Genomic DNA, 14,683 nt, shown 5'->3' with positions numbered 1-14,683 from the left:
AGGAAGGATCCAGCCATGTGTACAGTCTGCGGGTGCGGCGCGGGTGAGACCCGCATCGAGGGGCAGCCCCCCCACGAACACGAGCATGAGCATGCCGACGGCACCCGCCACAGCCACCCCCACGAGGGGGAGACCCACGCGCACCCGCCGGCCACGGCCGGCCAGGGCCACTGGCATCAACATGCCGACGGAAGCTGGCACAGCCACAGCCACACCCATGACCACCCCTACGTGCCCGCCGGCACCCTGCATTACGGTCAGGGCCCCGCGCGCGCCCATGCGCCCGGCCTCAGCCAGGCGCGCATGGTGCGGATCGAGCAGGACATCCTGGGCAAGAACGACGCCTACGCCCGCGCCAACCGCGAGCACCTGGCTGGGCAGGCCATCCTTGCCCTCAACCTGGTGTCCAGCCCGGGGTCGGGCAAGACATCCCTGCTCACCCGAACCCTGACCGCCCTGAAGGACCACCATCCACTGGCCGTCATCGAAGGCGACCAGGAGACCGCCTTCGACGCCGAGCGCATCCGCGCCACCGGCGTGCCCGCCCTGCAGATCAACACCGGCAAGGGCTGCCACCTGGACGCCCACATGGTGGGCCAGGCCCTGGCGCAGATCGCCCTGCCGGCGGGCGGCATCCTGTTCATCGAGAACGTGGGCAACCTGGTCTGCCCGGCGGCCTTCGACCTGGGAGAGGCGGCCAAAGTGGCCATCCTGTCGGTCACCGAGGGCGCCGACAAGCCGCTCAAATACCCGGACATGTTCCATGCGGCCCGCCTGATGATCATCAACAAGATGGATCTGCTGCCCTATGTGGATTTCGACGTGGATCAGGCCATTGCCTACGCCCGGCGCATCAATCCGCAGCTCCAGGTACTCACCGTCTCCGCCACCCGGGGCGACGGCTTCGACGCCTGGCTTGCCTGGCTCGACACCGAGCTGGGCGCCGTCAAGCAGACCCGGATCGACAGCCTTGAGCGCGAACTGGCCCGGCTCCGGGGCGCCTGAACGACCATGCGCCCAACATTGCCCCCCACCACGCTTACCCGGAGCCTTTCATCATGTGCCTAGCCATTCCCGCCCGCGTGGTCGAACTGCGCGACGGTGATCTCGCCGTGGTCGACCTGGCCGGGGTACGCAAGGAGATCTCCCTGGCCCTGGTCGAGGACGTCGCCCTGGACGACTACGTCATCGTCCACGTGGGTTTTGCCCTCAGCAAGCTCGACCCGGACGAAGCCGCACGCACCCTGGCCCTCTTTGCCGAGCTGGATGGCAGCACCGCGCCGTGAAATACATCGACGAATTCCGCGATGGCGCACTGGCCCGCAAGCTCGGTGCCGACATCGCCCGCGCCGCCGACCCCCGGCGCCACTATCACTTCATGGAATTCTGCGGCGGTCACACCCACGCCATCTCGCGCTATGGCGTTGCCGATCTGCTGCCCGCCAACGTGCGCATGATCCACGGGCCGGGCTGCCCCGTCTGCGTGCTCCCCATCGGTCGCGTGGACCAGGCCATCCGGCTGGCCCTCGACCACGGTGTCATGCTGTGTACCTACGGCGACTGCCTGCGCGTGCCCGCCTCCGACGGTCTGTCGCTGCTGAAGGCGCGGGCGCGCGGTGCAGACGTCCGCATGGTCTATTCCAGCGCCGATGCGGTGGCCCTGGCCCGGCAGCACCCGGACCGGCAGGTGGTGTTCTTCGCCATCGGCTTCGAGACCACCACGCCCCCCACGGCGGTGGCCATCCGGGAGGCCGCGGCGCTCGGCCTGGGCAATTTCTCGGTGCTGTGCTGCCATGTTCTGACCCCGCCGGCCATGACCGCCATCCTGGAAGCGCCGGCCAGTGCGGGGGGCGTTCCCCTCGATGGCTTCGTCGGCCCGGCCCACGTGTCCACCATCATCGGCAGCGCGCCCTACGCCTTCTGCGCCGAGCGCTACGGCAAGCCGGTGGTGATCGCCGGGTTCGAGCCCCTCGACGTGATGCAGGCGATCCTGATGCTGATACGCCAGACCAACGAAGGCCGGGCCGAGGTCGAGAACGAGTTCGTGCGCGCCGTCAGCCACGAGGGCAACCGCAAGGCCCAGGCGCTGGTCGCAGAGGTGTTCGTGCGGCGTCCGGACTTCGAGTGGCGGGGCCTCGGCACCATTCCCGACTCCGCCCTGGGCCTGGCGCCGGCCTATCGGGCCTTCGACGCGGAGGCGCGCTTCCCGGTGGCCTACCGGAGCGTCGCCGACCACAAGGCCTGTGAGTGCGGCGCCATCCTGCGTGGCGTCAAACGCCCCCAGGAATGCCGGATCTTCGGCACCGCCTGCACCCCGGAGAACCCCGTCGGCTCGTGCATGGTGAGTTCCGAAGGCGCCTGCGCCGCCCATTACACCTACGGCCGCTACAAGGACGCCTGACATGCCCGCGCCGAAAACCCGCAGCAGTCTTGGCCGCGCCCTCGATCTCAAACACGGCCGCATCGATCTGGCCCACGGTTCGGGCGGCCGGGCCATGGCCCAGCTCATCGAAGAGCTGTTTGCCCGCCACCTGGACAACCCCTTCCTGGCCCAGGGTGACGACGGCGCCGTGCTGCCCGGCGCCGATGGCCGGCTGGTGATGGCGACCGACAGCCACGTGATCTCCCCCCTCTTCTTCCCCGGCGGCGACATCGGCAGCCTGTCGGTGCACGGCACCCTCAACGATCTGGCGGTGATGGGCGCACGGCCCCTGTGGCTGTCCGCGGCCTTCATCCTCGAAGAGGGCTTCCCCCTCGCCGACCTTGCCCGCATCGTCGAAAGCATGGGTGAGGCCAGCCGCGTGGCCGGCGTCCCCATCGTCACCGGCGACACCAAGGTCGTCGAGCGCGGCAAGGGTGACGGCGTGTTCATCACCACCACCGGCGTCGGCAGCCTGCCCCCCGACCGCGACGTATCGGGCCGACATGCCCGCCCGGGGGACGTGGTGCTGATCTCCGGCACCCTGGGCGACCATGGCATGGCCATCATGGCCGCCCGTGAAAACCTGGGCTTCGAAACGCCCATCGTGTCCGACAGCGCCGCACTGCATGGACTGACCGAGGCCCTGTTTGCCTCCGGCGCCCGGGTCCACACCCTGCGTGACCCGACGCGGGGCGGCCTCGCCACCACCCTCAACGAGATCACCCGCCAATCCGGCGTCGGCATCGTGCTCGACGAAGCCGCGCTGCCGATCAACCCGGCCGTCGCCGCCGCCTGCGAGTTCCTCGGCCTCGACCCCCTGTATGTGGCCAACGAAGGCAAGCTCCTCGCCATCGTCGCCCCCGACGACGCCGATGCCGCCCTGGCGGCCCTGCGTGCCCACCCCCTCGGCGCTCGGGCGGCACGCATCGGCACGGTCCAGGCCGACACGCACCGCTTCGTCCAGATGACCACCACCCTAGGCGGGCGGCGCATCGTGGACTGGTTGAATGGCGACCAGCTACCTCGCATCTGCTGAGCGCATGTGACCCGATCTACTGCGCAGGCCGACTATCATGCTCGACAACCGCCCCCCCTTTCCCCCAGGCACCGCCCACCCCACGCGCCCCATGCCCACTGCCAAGCCGCCCGCTGTCCTGGTCATTGACGACGAAGTGCGCTCCCAGGAGGCCCTGCGCCGCACCCTGGAAGAGGACTTCCGGGTTCTGTGCGCCTCCAGTGCCGAGGAAGGCGAAGCCATGATGGCCCAGGAGGCCCTCCACGGCGGGGTGCAGATCGTACTGTGCGACCAGCGCATGCCCGGCATGACCGGTGTCGAGTTCCTGCGTCTGGTGCGGGAGCGCTGGCCCGACACGGTGCGCCTCATCCTTTCCGGCTACACCGACGCCGAGGACATCATTGCCGGGGTCAACGAGGCCGGCATCTGGCAATACCTGCTCAAGCCCTGGCAGCCCGAGCAACTCCTCCTGACCATCACCAAGGCGGCCGAACTGTGGCGCCTGCAGCAGGACTACCAGCGCCTCAGCCTGGAGTTCCGCACCGCCGAGCCCGTGCTGCGCCAGCGCGTTGCAGACCGCCGCGAACGCGCCCGCCAGACCTTCGGCCTCGACGGGCTGATCCGTGCCCCGGGCAGCCCCCTCGAAGAGCTCTGCGATCTGGTCCGGCGCATTGCACCCTACGATCTGTCGGTGATGGTCACCGGCGAGTCGGGCACTGGCAAGGAGATGGTGGCACGCGCACTGCACTACGAGAGCCGGCGTGCCAACCAGCCCTTCATCACCGAAAACTGCGGCGCGCTGCCCGACTCCCTGCTCGAAGCCGAACTCTTCGGCCACAAGCGCGGCGCCTTCACCGGCGCCGTCGAGGACCGCATCGGGCTCTTCCAGCAGGCCAATGGCGGCACCCTCTTTCTCGACGAGATCGGCGAAACCAGCCCGGCCTTCCAGGTCAAACTGCTGCGCGTCCTGCAGGAGGGCGAGTTTCGCCCCCTTGGCAGCAGCCGGCCCGTGCAGGCGGATGTGCGGGTCATTGCCGCCACCAACCGGGATCTGGCCGAGGAAGTGGCGGCCGGCCGATTCCGCGAAGACCTCTACTACCGCCTCGCCACCATCTCGATGCATGTTCCCCCCCTGCGCGCCCGCCCCATGGACCTGCCGGCCCTCGCCGGGCACTTGCTGGCCGGCAGCGCCCGCGCCCTGGGCAAGACGGTCACCGGCTTCAGTGTCGAGGCCCGCCATGTCATGGCGCAGTACCGCTGGCCCGGCAACGTGCGCGAGCTGCAGAACGAGATCCTGCGCATGGTTGCCTTGAGCGAGGGCGAAGAGCTTGGCGCCGGCCTGTTCTCACCGCGCCTGCTGCGCGCCCTTGATCTGCCCGGGCCGGACCCACACCGCAGCGACGACGATGACGATTCAGCCCTCGTCACCCACAACGGCCACGGCCAACTGAAAGAGCGCATGGACCGGCTGGAGATGCAGGTGCTGCGGCAGGCCATGGCGCGCCACGACGGCAACAAGTCGCGGGTGGCCCGCGAGCTCGGCCTGTCCCGGGTGGGGCTGCGTGCCAAGCTCGTGCGCCACGGCCTGGAGTCGGCCTGATGTTGCGCCTTGTGTGGTTGCAGAGCGGCGGCTGCGGAGGGTGCACCCAGTCCCTCCTGTGCAGCGAACCCCGCGCCCTCCTGGCCGAACTGCGCGACGCCGGCATCGACATCGTCTGGCACCCCGCCCTTTCCGCGGCCAGTGACCGGGAGGCCCTGACCCTGCTGGAAGATCTGGCCGAGGGCCGGACGGGCTTTGACATCCTGTGTGTGGAGGGCGCCATGCTGCGCGGCCCCAACGGCACCGGCCGCTTCCACCTGATGGCGGGTGACGGGCGACCGCTCACCGACTGGGTGGGACGCCTGGCGCGCCACGCCCGCTGGGTCTTCGCCATCGGCTCGTGCACCGCCTTCGGCGGCTTCTCCGCGGCGTCACCCGAGAACCCCCTGGAGGCCTGCGGCCTGCAGTATGAAGGCGATGCACCGGGCGGCCTTCTCGGCAAGGCCTTCACCAGCCGGGCCGGCCTGCCCGTCATCAACATCGCCGGCTGCCCAACCCACCCCGGCTGGGTGGTGGACAGCCTGGAGAAGCTGGCCCTGGAGGGTTTCACCGCCGACGACCTGGATGCCCTCCAGCGCCCCCGCTTCTATGCCGAACACCTGGTTCACCATGGGTGCCCCCGCAACGAGTTTTACGAATTCAAGGCCAGCGCCACCAAGCCCTCCGACCTGGGCTGTCTGATGGAGAACATGGGCTGCAAGGGTACCCAGGCCCACGCCGACTGCAATACCCGCACCTGGAACGGGAGCGGATCATGCGTGCGCGGCGGCTTTCCGTGCATCTCCTGCACCTCGCCCGACTTCGAAGCGCCCGGCCATCCCTTCGCCGAAACCCCGAAGCTCGCGGGCATTCCCATCGGCCTGCCCACCGACATGCCCAAGGCCTGGTTTGTCGCCCTCGCGGCGCTGTCCAAGTCCGCAACGCCGCGGCGGGTGCGGGACAACGCCGTGGCCGATCACCCGGTGGTCGCGCCAGCCATCAAGCGGACGGAACAGAAATGAGCCGCCTGGTGCTCGGCCCCTTCAACCGGGTGGAAGGCGACCTCGAACTCCAGCTCGACGTGGAGGGCGGACAGGTCTCCGCCGCGCGGGTCAATTCGCCCCTGTTCCGCGGGTTCGAACAGATCCTGGTGGGTCGCGCCCCCCTGGATGCGCTGGCCATCGTTCCGCGCATCTGCGGCATCTGCTCCGTCGCCCAGTCGGCCGCCGCCGCCCTTGCCCTGGCCGACACCGCCGGCATCGTGCCGGCGCCCAATGGCCGCCTGGCCCGACACCTGATCCAGGCCACCGAAAACCTCGCCGACCACCTCACCCATTTCTACCTCTTCTTCATGCCGGACTTTGCCCGGTCCGATTATGCCCACCACGCCTGGCATGGCGCGGTCTCGGAGCGCTTCGCCGCCCTCAACGGAACGGCGTCGGGAGACATGCTCCCCGCCCGCGCGGGCTTCCTGCGCCTCATGGGCTTCCTCGCCGGCCGCTGGCCCCACACCCTGGCCCTGCAGCCGGGCGGCACGACGCGGGCCATCAGCAGCGCCGAGCGCATCCGGGTGCTGGCCCAGATCCGGGATTTTCGTGCCTTCCTCGAAAAGACCCTGTTCGGCGATGCCCTGGAGGCGGTCGCGGCCCTGGGCTCCATCGACGCGCTGCAGGCCTGGGCCGAGGCCCGGCAGGGCGACTTTCCGGCCTTCCTGCGGGCCGCGCGCACCCTGCGCCTGGAACAGACCGGCCGAGCCTGCGACCGCTTCCTGTCCTTCGGTGCCTACGATCTGCTTCCCCCGGGCCTGCTGTCCGCAGGCATGACTTCCGAGCCCCTGGACATCGGGCGGATCAGCGAAGACCACCGCCACGCCTGGCTGTACGGCAGCGATGCGGTAGCCCCGGCCAACGGTCACACCCGGGTCGCCGCCGACAAGGCGGACGCCTACACCTGGTGCAAGGCACCGCGCTACGCCGGCCAGGTTGCCGAAACCGGCGCCCTGGCCCGCCAGCTACTTGCCGGCCACCCCCTGCTCCAGGCATTCGTGGCCAGCCACGGCGGCAGCGTCACCGCACGGATCAGCGCCCGGATGATCGAACTCGCCAGCCTCGTACCGGCCATGGAAAGCTGGGCTCGCCAGCTCACCCCCGGCGAAGCCTTCTGCACCCAGGGCGAGATCCCCGACGAGGCCGACGGCGTCGGCCTCACGGAAGCCGCGCGCGGCAGCCTCGGGCACTGGCTCAGCGTTCGCCACGGGCGCATCGCGCGCTATCAGATCATCGCCCCGACCACCTGGAACTTCTCTCCCCGCGACGCAGCGGGCCAGCCCGGCCCCCTCGAACAGGCCCTCGTCGGCCTCCCCGCCGGAGAGGGCGCCCCGCCCCTGATCCAGCACGTGGTGCGCTCCTTCGACCCCTGCATGGTGTGTACGGTGCATTAGCCGTAAGCGGCTGATGTGTAAGGGCGTGCCTCAAAACAAGGTGTCGGGCTCCGGTATCCACGCTGGAATGTCCCGCTGGCCGTGCAGCACACGCCAGACATCGATGTGTTCCGGGTGCTCGACGTAGAACGCGAGGTGCGGGTAGCGTGCCAGCGGCCAATACGGCAGGCCGGGCAAGTTGAGTTCATGGGCGTAACGCGGAGAGCCGGTGGCCGGGTGGCGACCGATGTGGCCGTAGGCCTTCTCAAGCGCATCGATGAAACCAAGCGCCACGCCGTCACCCGCCTCACGCAGATAGTAGGCAACGGCCTCGTCCACGTCCCGGTTGGCCTGCTCACGCGGGATGACCGGCTTTGCTTTTACCCCTGAGCGCCGGCTTTGGCACTCCTGCGTACCCGGTCCCGCAGGCCTTCAAAGTAGCTGGCGTCGACCAGGGTGGTCGGACTGGACGCCGCACCTGCCAGCAGCAAGCCGCGTAGATGCATACGATTCTGGTCCTTGCGGATCAACTCGCGCACATACTCGCTGCTCGTACCGTAGCCGCGCTGATTGACCTGTTCGTCCACAAAGGACTTCAAGGTGTCAGGGAGAGAGATGTTCATCGTGCGCATGGCGTAAGCCTGGGTTCATTGGCAAATTTGGCAAGACCACGGTCTGGCGCGCCACTCCCTACCCCGCAAGACCCGCAGTCTTGCCCCGATACTCCCCCGGGCTGGCCCCCGTCCAGCGGCGAAAGGCCCGGTAGAAGGCGCTGTGCTCGGAGAAACCCAGGGCAAAGCCGATCTCATCCACCGACCGGGTGGAGTTGCACAGCAGGTCGATGGCCATGTCGCGGCGCAGGTCGTCCTTGATCACCTGGAAGGATGCGCCCTCACGCTCCAGGCGGCGGCGCAGGGTGGACGGGGTGGTGTGCAGGGCGCCGGCCAGCGCTTCGAAGCTCGGCCACTCGGCGAGGGGCCGTTCCGACAGCAGCCCGCGGATGCGGGCCACGTCGCCAGCCTGGCTGCGGTACTTGACCAGGAAGTTGGCCGGCGCCTGGCGCAGGAAGCCCCGCAGCGCGGCGGCATCGCGGATCACCGGCAGGCCAAGCAGCCGGGCATCCAGGGCCAGGGCGCTCACCGCCGCCCCAAAACGCAGCGTGTTGCCGAAGACCAGCCGATATTCGGCCAGGTTGGGCGGGCAGGGCTGACAGAAATTCACCTCCATCAGGGGCAGGCGCCGCCCCCCCAGCCAGCAGGCCACCCCGTAGAGGACCACGAACAGGGTGCCGTGGGCAAACAGGCGGCCCGGCGGCCCCCGGTCGGACAGCACCACTTCGGCGCGGGCACCGTCCACCCGGAGCTGGCCGCTCAGATCATCGAGCACCAGCGAGAAAAAACGCAAAGCCCGCTCGATGGCGCGCCCCACGGTCGGGCAGTCCAGCAGCGCATGGCACAGGATGGCAAAGCTGCCCCGCCGCATGGGGTGGGAATCCATGCCGAAGAACTCGTCATTGAGCGCGTCGGCCAGGGCGTGCCACAGGGCGCCGTACTGCTCGGGTGACACCCGGGCCTGGGGAATCGCCAACAGCTCCGGCGACAAGCCGGCGCCGGCCACCAGGGCGGCAATGTCGAGCCCGCGCTGGCGGGCCACCAGCAGGGCCTCCGCCACGAAATCCATCGAGATCGTGCCCTTCTCCATCGTCGCATGCCGCCTCCAGGCCGGCCGGGGTGGTAAATCCGCGCACGTATTTTGAGGGTTTTTGACGTGGGAAGGCAGGCAGGCCGCCTCCTAGACTAGGCCGCGCCACTCGAGGCACCCCAATAACAAGACCACCAGGAGAACACAATGCCAGATTCCATCGTGATCGTTGCCGCCCGCCGCACCCCCATCGGTGCCTTCCAGGGCTGCCTTACCCCCCTCAGCGCACCGCAACTGGCCAGCGCGGCCATCCGTGGCGCCTTCAGCGGCCTCGGCGAGCTGGGGCAGGAGGTGGACGAAGCAGTGTTCGGCTGCTGCCTGATGGCCGGCGTCAAGCAGGCGCCGGCCCGCCAGGCGGTGCTCGGCGCCGGCCTGCCGGACTCGGTGCCGGCCACCACCCTGACCAAGATGTGCGGCTCGGGCATGAAGGCCACCATGCTCGTCCATGACATGCTGCTGGCCGGTAGCTGCAGCGTGGGCCTGGCCGGTGGCATGGAGTCCATGTCCAACGCCCCCTACGTGCTGACCCGCGCCCGCGGCGGCTACCGCCTGGGCCACGGCCAGGCCTTCGACCACATGTTCCTGGATGGCCTGGAGGATGCCTACGAAGGCAAGCTGATGGGCTACTTTGCCGACCTGGCGGCGGCCGAGTTCGGCATCGCCCGGGAGCGCCAGGACGCCTACGCCGCCGAATCGGTGCGCCGCGCCCAGCACGCGGTGGCCAGCGGGGCTTTCCGCGACGAGATCGCGCCGGTTGCCATTCCCAGCCGCCAGGGCGAGCAACTCATCAGCGACGACGAAACGCCGGGCACCTGCGACATCGCCAAGATCCCCAAGCTCAAGCCGGCCTTCACCAAGGACGGCTCGATCACCCCCGCCAACGCCTCGTCCATCTCCGACGGCGCCGCAGCCCTGGTGATGATGCGCGAATCGGAAGCCCAGCGGCGTGGCTTAACCCCCCTGGCCCGCATCCTCTCCCACGCCACCCATGCCCAGCAGCCCGGCCGCTTTCCCACTGCGCCGGCACCGGCCATCCGCCGCGCCCTCGAGCGGGCCGGCTGGAGCGTCGGTGACGTGGACCTGTTCGAGATCAACGAGGCCTTTGCGGTGGTCACCCTGCTGGCCATGGACGAGCTGGGGCTGCCGGCCGAGGTGGTCAATGTGAATGGCGGCGCCTGTGCCATGGGCCATCCGGTGGGCGCCACCGGCGCGCGCATCCTCGTCACCCTGATCCATGCCCTGCGCGCCCGGGGCCTGCGGCGCGGGCTGGCCAGCCTGTGCATCGGCGGCGGTGAAGCCACGGCCATGACCATCGAAATCCTGTGACGGGAGCCCGGCCATGATCCTCACCCAGGAACAGGAAATGATCCGGAACACCCTGCGCGACTTCGCGCAGGCGCGTCTGGCCCCCTTCGCCAGCGAATGGGACCGGACCCGGCGCTTCCCGGCGGAAGCGCTCAAGGAGCTCGCCGCCCTCGGCGGCCTCGGTATCGTCATACCCGAGGAATGGCAGGGTGCCGGGCTGGACTACGTCTCGCTGGTGCTCATCATCGAGGAGATCGCCGCCGGCGACGCGGCCACCTCCACGGTGGCCTGCGTGCAGAACTCCCTGCCCTGCGGCATCACCCTGAACTACGGCACCCAGGCGCAGAAGGAACGCTATCTGGGGCGCCTGGCCAGCGGCGAATGGCTGGGCTGCTTCTGCCTCACCGAGCCCCACGTTGGCTCCGACGCCGCGGCCATCCGCACGACGGCCACCCGCGACGGCGACCAGTGGGTGCTCAACGGGGTCAAGCAGTTCATCACCACGGGCAAGAACGCCCAGCTTGCCATCGTCATCGCCGTCACCGACAAGTCGGCCGGCAAGAGGGGCATCTCGGCCTTCCTGGTCCCCACCGACACGCCGGGCTACATCGTCGGCCGGGTGGAGAACAAGATGGGTCAGCATGCCTCGGACACGGCGCAGATCATCCTCGAGGACTGCCGCATCCCTGCAGACCACCTCCTGGGCAAGGAGGGCGAAGGCTACCGCATCGCCCTCTCGAGCCTGGAGCCCGGGCGCATCGGGGTTGCCGCCCAGGCCATCGGCATCGCCCGGGCAGCGCTGGAGGCGGCGACGGCCTACGCCAAGGAGCGCCAGTCCTTCGGCCAGGCCCTGATCGAGCACCAGGCGGTGGCCTTCCGCCTGGCCGACATGGCCACCCGGGTCGAGGCCGCCCGCCAGCTCGCGCTGCACGCCGCAAGCCTGAAGGACGCCGGACACCCCTGCCTGAAGGAGGCGTCGATGGCCAAGCTGTTTGCCACCGAGATGGCCGAGAAGGTGTGCTCCGACGCCATCCAGATCCACGGCGGCGCCGGTTACATCGCCGACTACCCGGTGGAACGCCACTACCGGGACGTGCGGGTCAGCCAGATCTACGAGGGGACGTCCGACATCCAGCGGATGGTGATCGCGCGGGCGCTCTGAGCCGCCGGGTGGCGGGTGGCTTTCCCTTGTATTGCGTCACATTGGCCGGGTCTCGGCCCGGCGGCCGACTTTCTTCTTTGTTGTACGACAAAGAAGAAAGCAAGAAAACGTACCCCGCTGTCGCGCCCCCTGCGGGGGTGCCCGCCCGCGGTCGGATTTGCACATCCGACCGGCTACGGTGGCGCGGAGCATGCTCCGCGAAACCCCACCTTCGCCCTTCCGGGCCCGTCAGGCGGGGTCTGCGCAAACTCGCCCTGCGGGCTCAAACATGCGCAGCCCTTTTTCCGCCTGCCGAACCCTCCAGTCGGCGCGCCAGAGGGGAAAGAAGATGCAGGTGATCAGCGGCCAGTGCCGACCTTTCCGTCCGTAGAGGCTCGGTGCATCCGAAAAGCCCGTTCCGCCCCGCCGAGCAGCGCAGCAGCAGGCGGGGAAGTCCGGCGCGGCTGTCTGAGCCCGAAGGGCGAGTTCCGCGCCGGCCGCCTGCTGGGAGCAGCGCAGGGCAGTCATTCGCGCAGCGAATGACCGGGGTGGCCGGGTCGCCTTCTTTGCTGACTTTCTTGGCGACGCAAGAAAGTCAGTCGCCCGCCGGGGCGAGACCCGGCCAACGATACGCCAAACACGGGAAAGCCGGCCCGGAAGGGCACGAGCGTTCCGAAGCTCAATACCCACCCCCCGGCCCAGCATACGGCTCACCGTGCTTGTATGACGCCGCCAGCCCCGAGGTGGCCGCGGCCAGCAGCAGGGAATCCACGCCCACGGCGATGAAGCGGGCTCCGGCGCTGTGGTAGCGATGCACCAGTTCCCGGTCGCCGCACAGCACACCACCGGGCTTGCCGGCAGCGGCGCTGCGGCGAAGGCCGTCCTCGATCATGGCCACGATGTCCGGGTGGTTGGGTTCACCCAGGAGACCGCAGGAGGCAGCCAGGTCGGCGGCACCGAAGAACACCCCATCGACGCCCTCCACGGCCAGGATCGCATCCAGTTGCGCCATGCCGGCACGGGTTTCCACCTGCACGAGCAGACACATCTCGTCGTTGGCGCGCTGGGTGTAGTCGCCGATCCGCCCCCAGCGCGAGGCCCGGGCAAGGGCGCTGCCCACCCCGCGGATGCCGGCCGGCGGATAACGCATGGCTTCGACCAGGTGAGCGGCCTGCTCACCGGACTCCACCATGGGGATCAGCAAGGTCTGCACCCCGGTCTCGAGGAGCTGCTTGATCAGTACGTGGTCGCCCTGGGGTGGGCGCACCACCGGCTGGGTGTCGTAGGGGGCGATCGCCTGCAACTGGGCGAAGATCGTGCGCAAATCGTTGGGGCCATGCTCGGCGTCGATCAACAGCCAGTCGAAGCCCGCGCCGGCACAGATCTCGGCACTGAAGACCTCGGACAGCCCCAGCCACAGGCCATATTGCACGTCGCCCGCCCGCAGGCGCCGCTTGAAGCGGTTTTCGGGAAAATCCATTGCGTTCAACTCCAGGTCGTCTGAGCCCTCAATCTACCGCAGACCGGGGGCGCAGGTTCTGATCGAAATCGTCCACCGAGGGGAAGCGCAGCGGCGGGCGGGCATCCAGGGTCAGCAGGTGCCGGCGGTAGGCTTCGAGAATCTCCACGCGGGCCTCCGGACTGACGTAGGGCACGTGCCAGGCCACGTAGGGCGGCAGCACCGTCAGGCCAACGTAGCCGAGCATGCCGCGCAGGATGGGCTGGAGCATCACCTCGAGCTCACCGTGGATCCCATCCGGCCCGAACATGTGGGCCTGGCCGCCCAGGGAGATGGCCAGCATGGCCGATTTGCCCCTCAGCCCGCCCTTGTCATAGATGCGCCGGCCGCCATAGCAGAAGCCCGAGACGAAGACCCGGTCCACCCAGCCCTTCATGATCGCCGGCATGCCATACCAGTAGATCGGGAAGTTGAAGATGATCAGGTCGGCCCACTTGACCTTGTCGATCTCGGCCGCGATGTCCGGCGCCAGGGTGCCCTTGTTGAAGGCGTTGCGTTGTTCCAGGGCATACACGAGGTAGTCCGGGTTGGCCCGCTCGCCAAAGTCGGTGGCACTGGCCACCGGGTTGAAGTTCATGGCGTAGAGGTCGGACACCTGCACCGCGTGGCCCTCCCCTTCCAGCAGGCGCACCGCCTCGTCCTTCATGGCGGCGTTGAAGGAACGGGGTTCGTGGTGGGCAAAGACTATCAGTACGTTCATGCGCTTCTCCTTCAGTGTCCGGCAAAAGGCGTGGGGTCGACTTCATTCGGCCCCGATTCACTGCATCATCGACATGCCGTTCATCCCAGTCCGCGCTGGAATGAACCTGATTCCCTCCGTTTGAGGCGTCGTCTGACGGTCGATACGGTCTCTCCTGTACGGGCGACTTGTAGGGGCGACTTCAGTCGCCCATCCGCGCGTCGATCACAGGCATGCCGTTAATCAAAGTCCGCGGGCGACTGAAGTCGCCCCCACAGTTCCTCCAGCCGCCCTCAGTGCGTCCCATGAATCCCTTCTGCTTCACCCATCGGGTGATACCTCCAGTGGAGGGCAAACCCGCGTCAGCATTGGGTTTACGTCTGGCTCGGGGAGGGCAACCGAGGAAAATCGGATGAATTCGACCCAACAGGGCGGCTTCCCACTTCAGCGCCTGTCACCAAAAAAATCCCCTTCGCGAGCCGCCCTCGCGAAGGGGAAGAACACGACCGAGATCCTGGGAGGGGAGGATGTGTATCGGTCGAGAGAGGTGCCGGGTGGCTATTGCCCCCACGCTCGCCCCACTGCGTGGGGGTCGCTGCCCCCCGAGGGGGTGGGCGCCTGCCTTGGGGCGGCCCGGCGGCTGGCTTGAGCCCCCACGCTCGCCCCACTGCGTGGGGGTCGCTGCCCCCCGAGGGGGTGGGCGCCTGCCTTGGGGCGGCCCGGCGGCTGGCTTGAGCCCCCACGCTCACCCCACTTCGTGGGGGTCGCTGCCCCCCGAGGGGGTCCTTCATATCTCACCCGATCACGTTTGGCAGAAAATTCCACTTGGTGAACAACGTGAATCGCCGGGAAATACGGCCAGCGGCCCGGTCGACGTGCCCGCATCACCGCCGTTAGGTGTGC

General features: G+C 68.7%; 14 protein-coding genes. 9 read left to right on the top strand and 5 right to left on the bottom strand.

Features of this window, described 5'->3' with window-relative positions:
- Window positions 1-15 precede the first annotated feature (15 nt).
- Genes hypB through J0L98_RS13190 form a run of 7 tightly spaced genes read left to right on the top strand, consistent with a single transcriptional unit; the run spans window position 16 to window position 7,456 of the window.
- Window positions 16-1,005 carry a hydrogenase nickel incorporation protein HypB gene (gene hypB / locus J0L98_RS13220; RefSeq protein WP_296412241.1) on the top strand — a complete coding sequence of 330 codons (990 nt, stop codon included), beginning with the start codon at window positions 16-18 and terminating at the stop codon, window positions 1,003-1,005.
- Between the two features lie 53 nt (window positions 1,006-1,058).
- A complete protein-coding gene (locus J0L98_RS13215; RefSeq protein WP_296412240.1) occupies window positions 1,059-1,286 on the top strand; it encodes a HypC/HybG/HupF family hydrogenase formation chaperone in 228 nt (75 codons plus the stop codon).
- Window positions 1,283-2,401, top strand: coding sequence for a hydrogenase formation protein HypD (gene hypD / locus J0L98_RS13210; protein WP_296412239.1), 1,119 nt, complete (start codon window positions 1,283-1,285; stop codon window positions 2,399-2,401). Before J0L98_RS13215 ends, hypD begins: the two co-directional genes overlap by 4 nt.
- Window position 2,402: 1 nt before the next feature.
- Window positions 2,403-3,458, top strand: a complete 1,056-nt coding sequence (gene hypE / locus J0L98_RS13205) for a hydrogenase expression/formation protein HypE (protein ID WP_296412238.1) — start codon at window positions 2,403-2,405, stop codon at window positions 3,456-3,458.
- 37 nt (window positions 3,459-3,495) lie between these two features.
- The gene (locus J0L98_RS13200; protein WP_296412237.1) at window positions 3,496-5,037 is read left to right on the top strand and encodes a sigma-54 dependent transcriptional regulator; all 1,542 of its coding nucleotides are present in this window, start codon (window positions 3,496-3,498) and stop codon (window positions 5,035-5,037) included.
- Window positions 5,037-6,038 carry a HupU protein gene (locus J0L98_RS13195; protein WP_296412236.1) on the top strand — a complete coding sequence of 334 codons (1,002 nt, stop codon included), beginning with the start codon at window positions 5,037-5,039 and terminating at the stop codon, window positions 6,036-6,038. The genes J0L98_RS13200 and J0L98_RS13195 overlap by 1 nt, the downstream gene beginning before the upstream one ends.
- Window positions 6,035-7,456 carry a nickel-dependent hydrogenase large subunit gene (locus tag J0L98_RS13190; protein ID WP_296412235.1) on the top strand — a complete coding sequence of 474 codons (1,422 nt, stop codon included), beginning with the start codon at window positions 6,035-6,037 and terminating at the stop codon, window positions 7,454-7,456. The genes J0L98_RS13195 and J0L98_RS13190 overlap by 4 nt, the downstream gene beginning before the upstream one ends.
- A 30-nt stretch (window positions 7,457-7,486) precedes the next feature.
- On the opposite strand, the gene J0L98_RS13185 is transcribed toward J0L98_RS13190, so the two are convergent.
- The 3 genes from J0L98_RS13185 to J0L98_RS13175 form a co-directional block, all read right to left on the bottom strand.
- Window positions 7,487-7,801, bottom strand: coding sequence for a type II toxin-antitoxin system RelE/ParE family toxin (locus tag J0L98_RS13185; RefSeq protein ID WP_296412268.1), 315 nt, complete (start codon window positions 7,799-7,801; stop codon window positions 7,487-7,489).
- A 14-nt stretch (window positions 7,802-7,815) separates the two neighbouring features.
- The gene (locus J0L98_RS13180) at window positions 7,816-8,058 is read right to left on the bottom strand and encodes a type II toxin-antitoxin system ParD family antitoxin (RefSeq protein ID WP_296412234.1); all 243 of its coding nucleotides are present in this window, start codon (window positions 8,056-8,058) and stop codon (window positions 7,816-7,818) included.
- Between the two features lie 67 nt (window positions 8,059-8,125).
- A complete protein-coding gene (locus J0L98_RS13175; protein ID WP_296412233.1) occupies window positions 8,126-9,136 on the bottom strand; it encodes an AraC family transcriptional regulator in 1,011 nt (336 codons plus the stop codon).
- 147 nt (window positions 9,137-9,283) lie between these two features.
- Between J0L98_RS13175 and J0L98_RS13170 the strand changes: the two genes are divergently transcribed.
- Window positions 9,284-10,462 (top strand): acetyl-CoA C-acyltransferase, encoded by a 1,179-nt coding sequence (locus J0L98_RS13170; RefSeq protein ID WP_296412232.1) that lies wholly within the window; start codon window positions 9,284-9,286, stop codon window positions 10,460-10,462.
- A 13-nt stretch (window positions 10,463-10,475) separates the two neighbouring features.
- Window positions 10,476-11,603, top strand: coding sequence for an acyl-CoA dehydrogenase family protein (locus tag J0L98_RS13165; protein WP_296412231.1), 1,128 nt, complete (start codon window positions 10,476-10,478; stop codon window positions 11,601-11,603).
- 658 nt (window positions 11,604-12,261) lie between these two features.
- Here the strand turns inward: J0L98_RS13165 and J0L98_RS13160 are convergent.
- Both J0L98_RS13160 and J0L98_RS13155 read right to left on the bottom strand, forming a co-directional pair.
- Window positions 12,262-13,062, bottom strand: a complete 801-nt coding sequence (locus J0L98_RS13160) for an aldolase/citrate lyase family protein (protein ID WP_296412230.1) — start codon at window positions 13,060-13,062, stop codon at window positions 12,262-12,264.
- A 28-nt stretch (window positions 13,063-13,090) separates the two neighbouring features.
- Window positions 13,091-13,801: an NAD(P)H-dependent oxidoreductase gene (locus J0L98_RS13155; protein WP_296412229.1), complete on the bottom strand. Its 711-nt coding sequence runs from the start codon at window positions 13,799-13,801 to the stop codon at window positions 13,091-13,093.
- Window positions 13,802-14,683 lie beyond the last annotated feature (882 nt).

The organism is Zoogloea sp. (assembly GCF_017302315.1).
Classification (GTDB): Bacteria; Pseudomonadota; Gammaproteobacteria; order Burkholderiales; family Rhodocyclaceae; genus Zoogloea.
The sequence above is the reverse complement of the archived record's forward strand: the minus strand, read 5'-3'. Positions and strand labels throughout refer to the sequence as shown.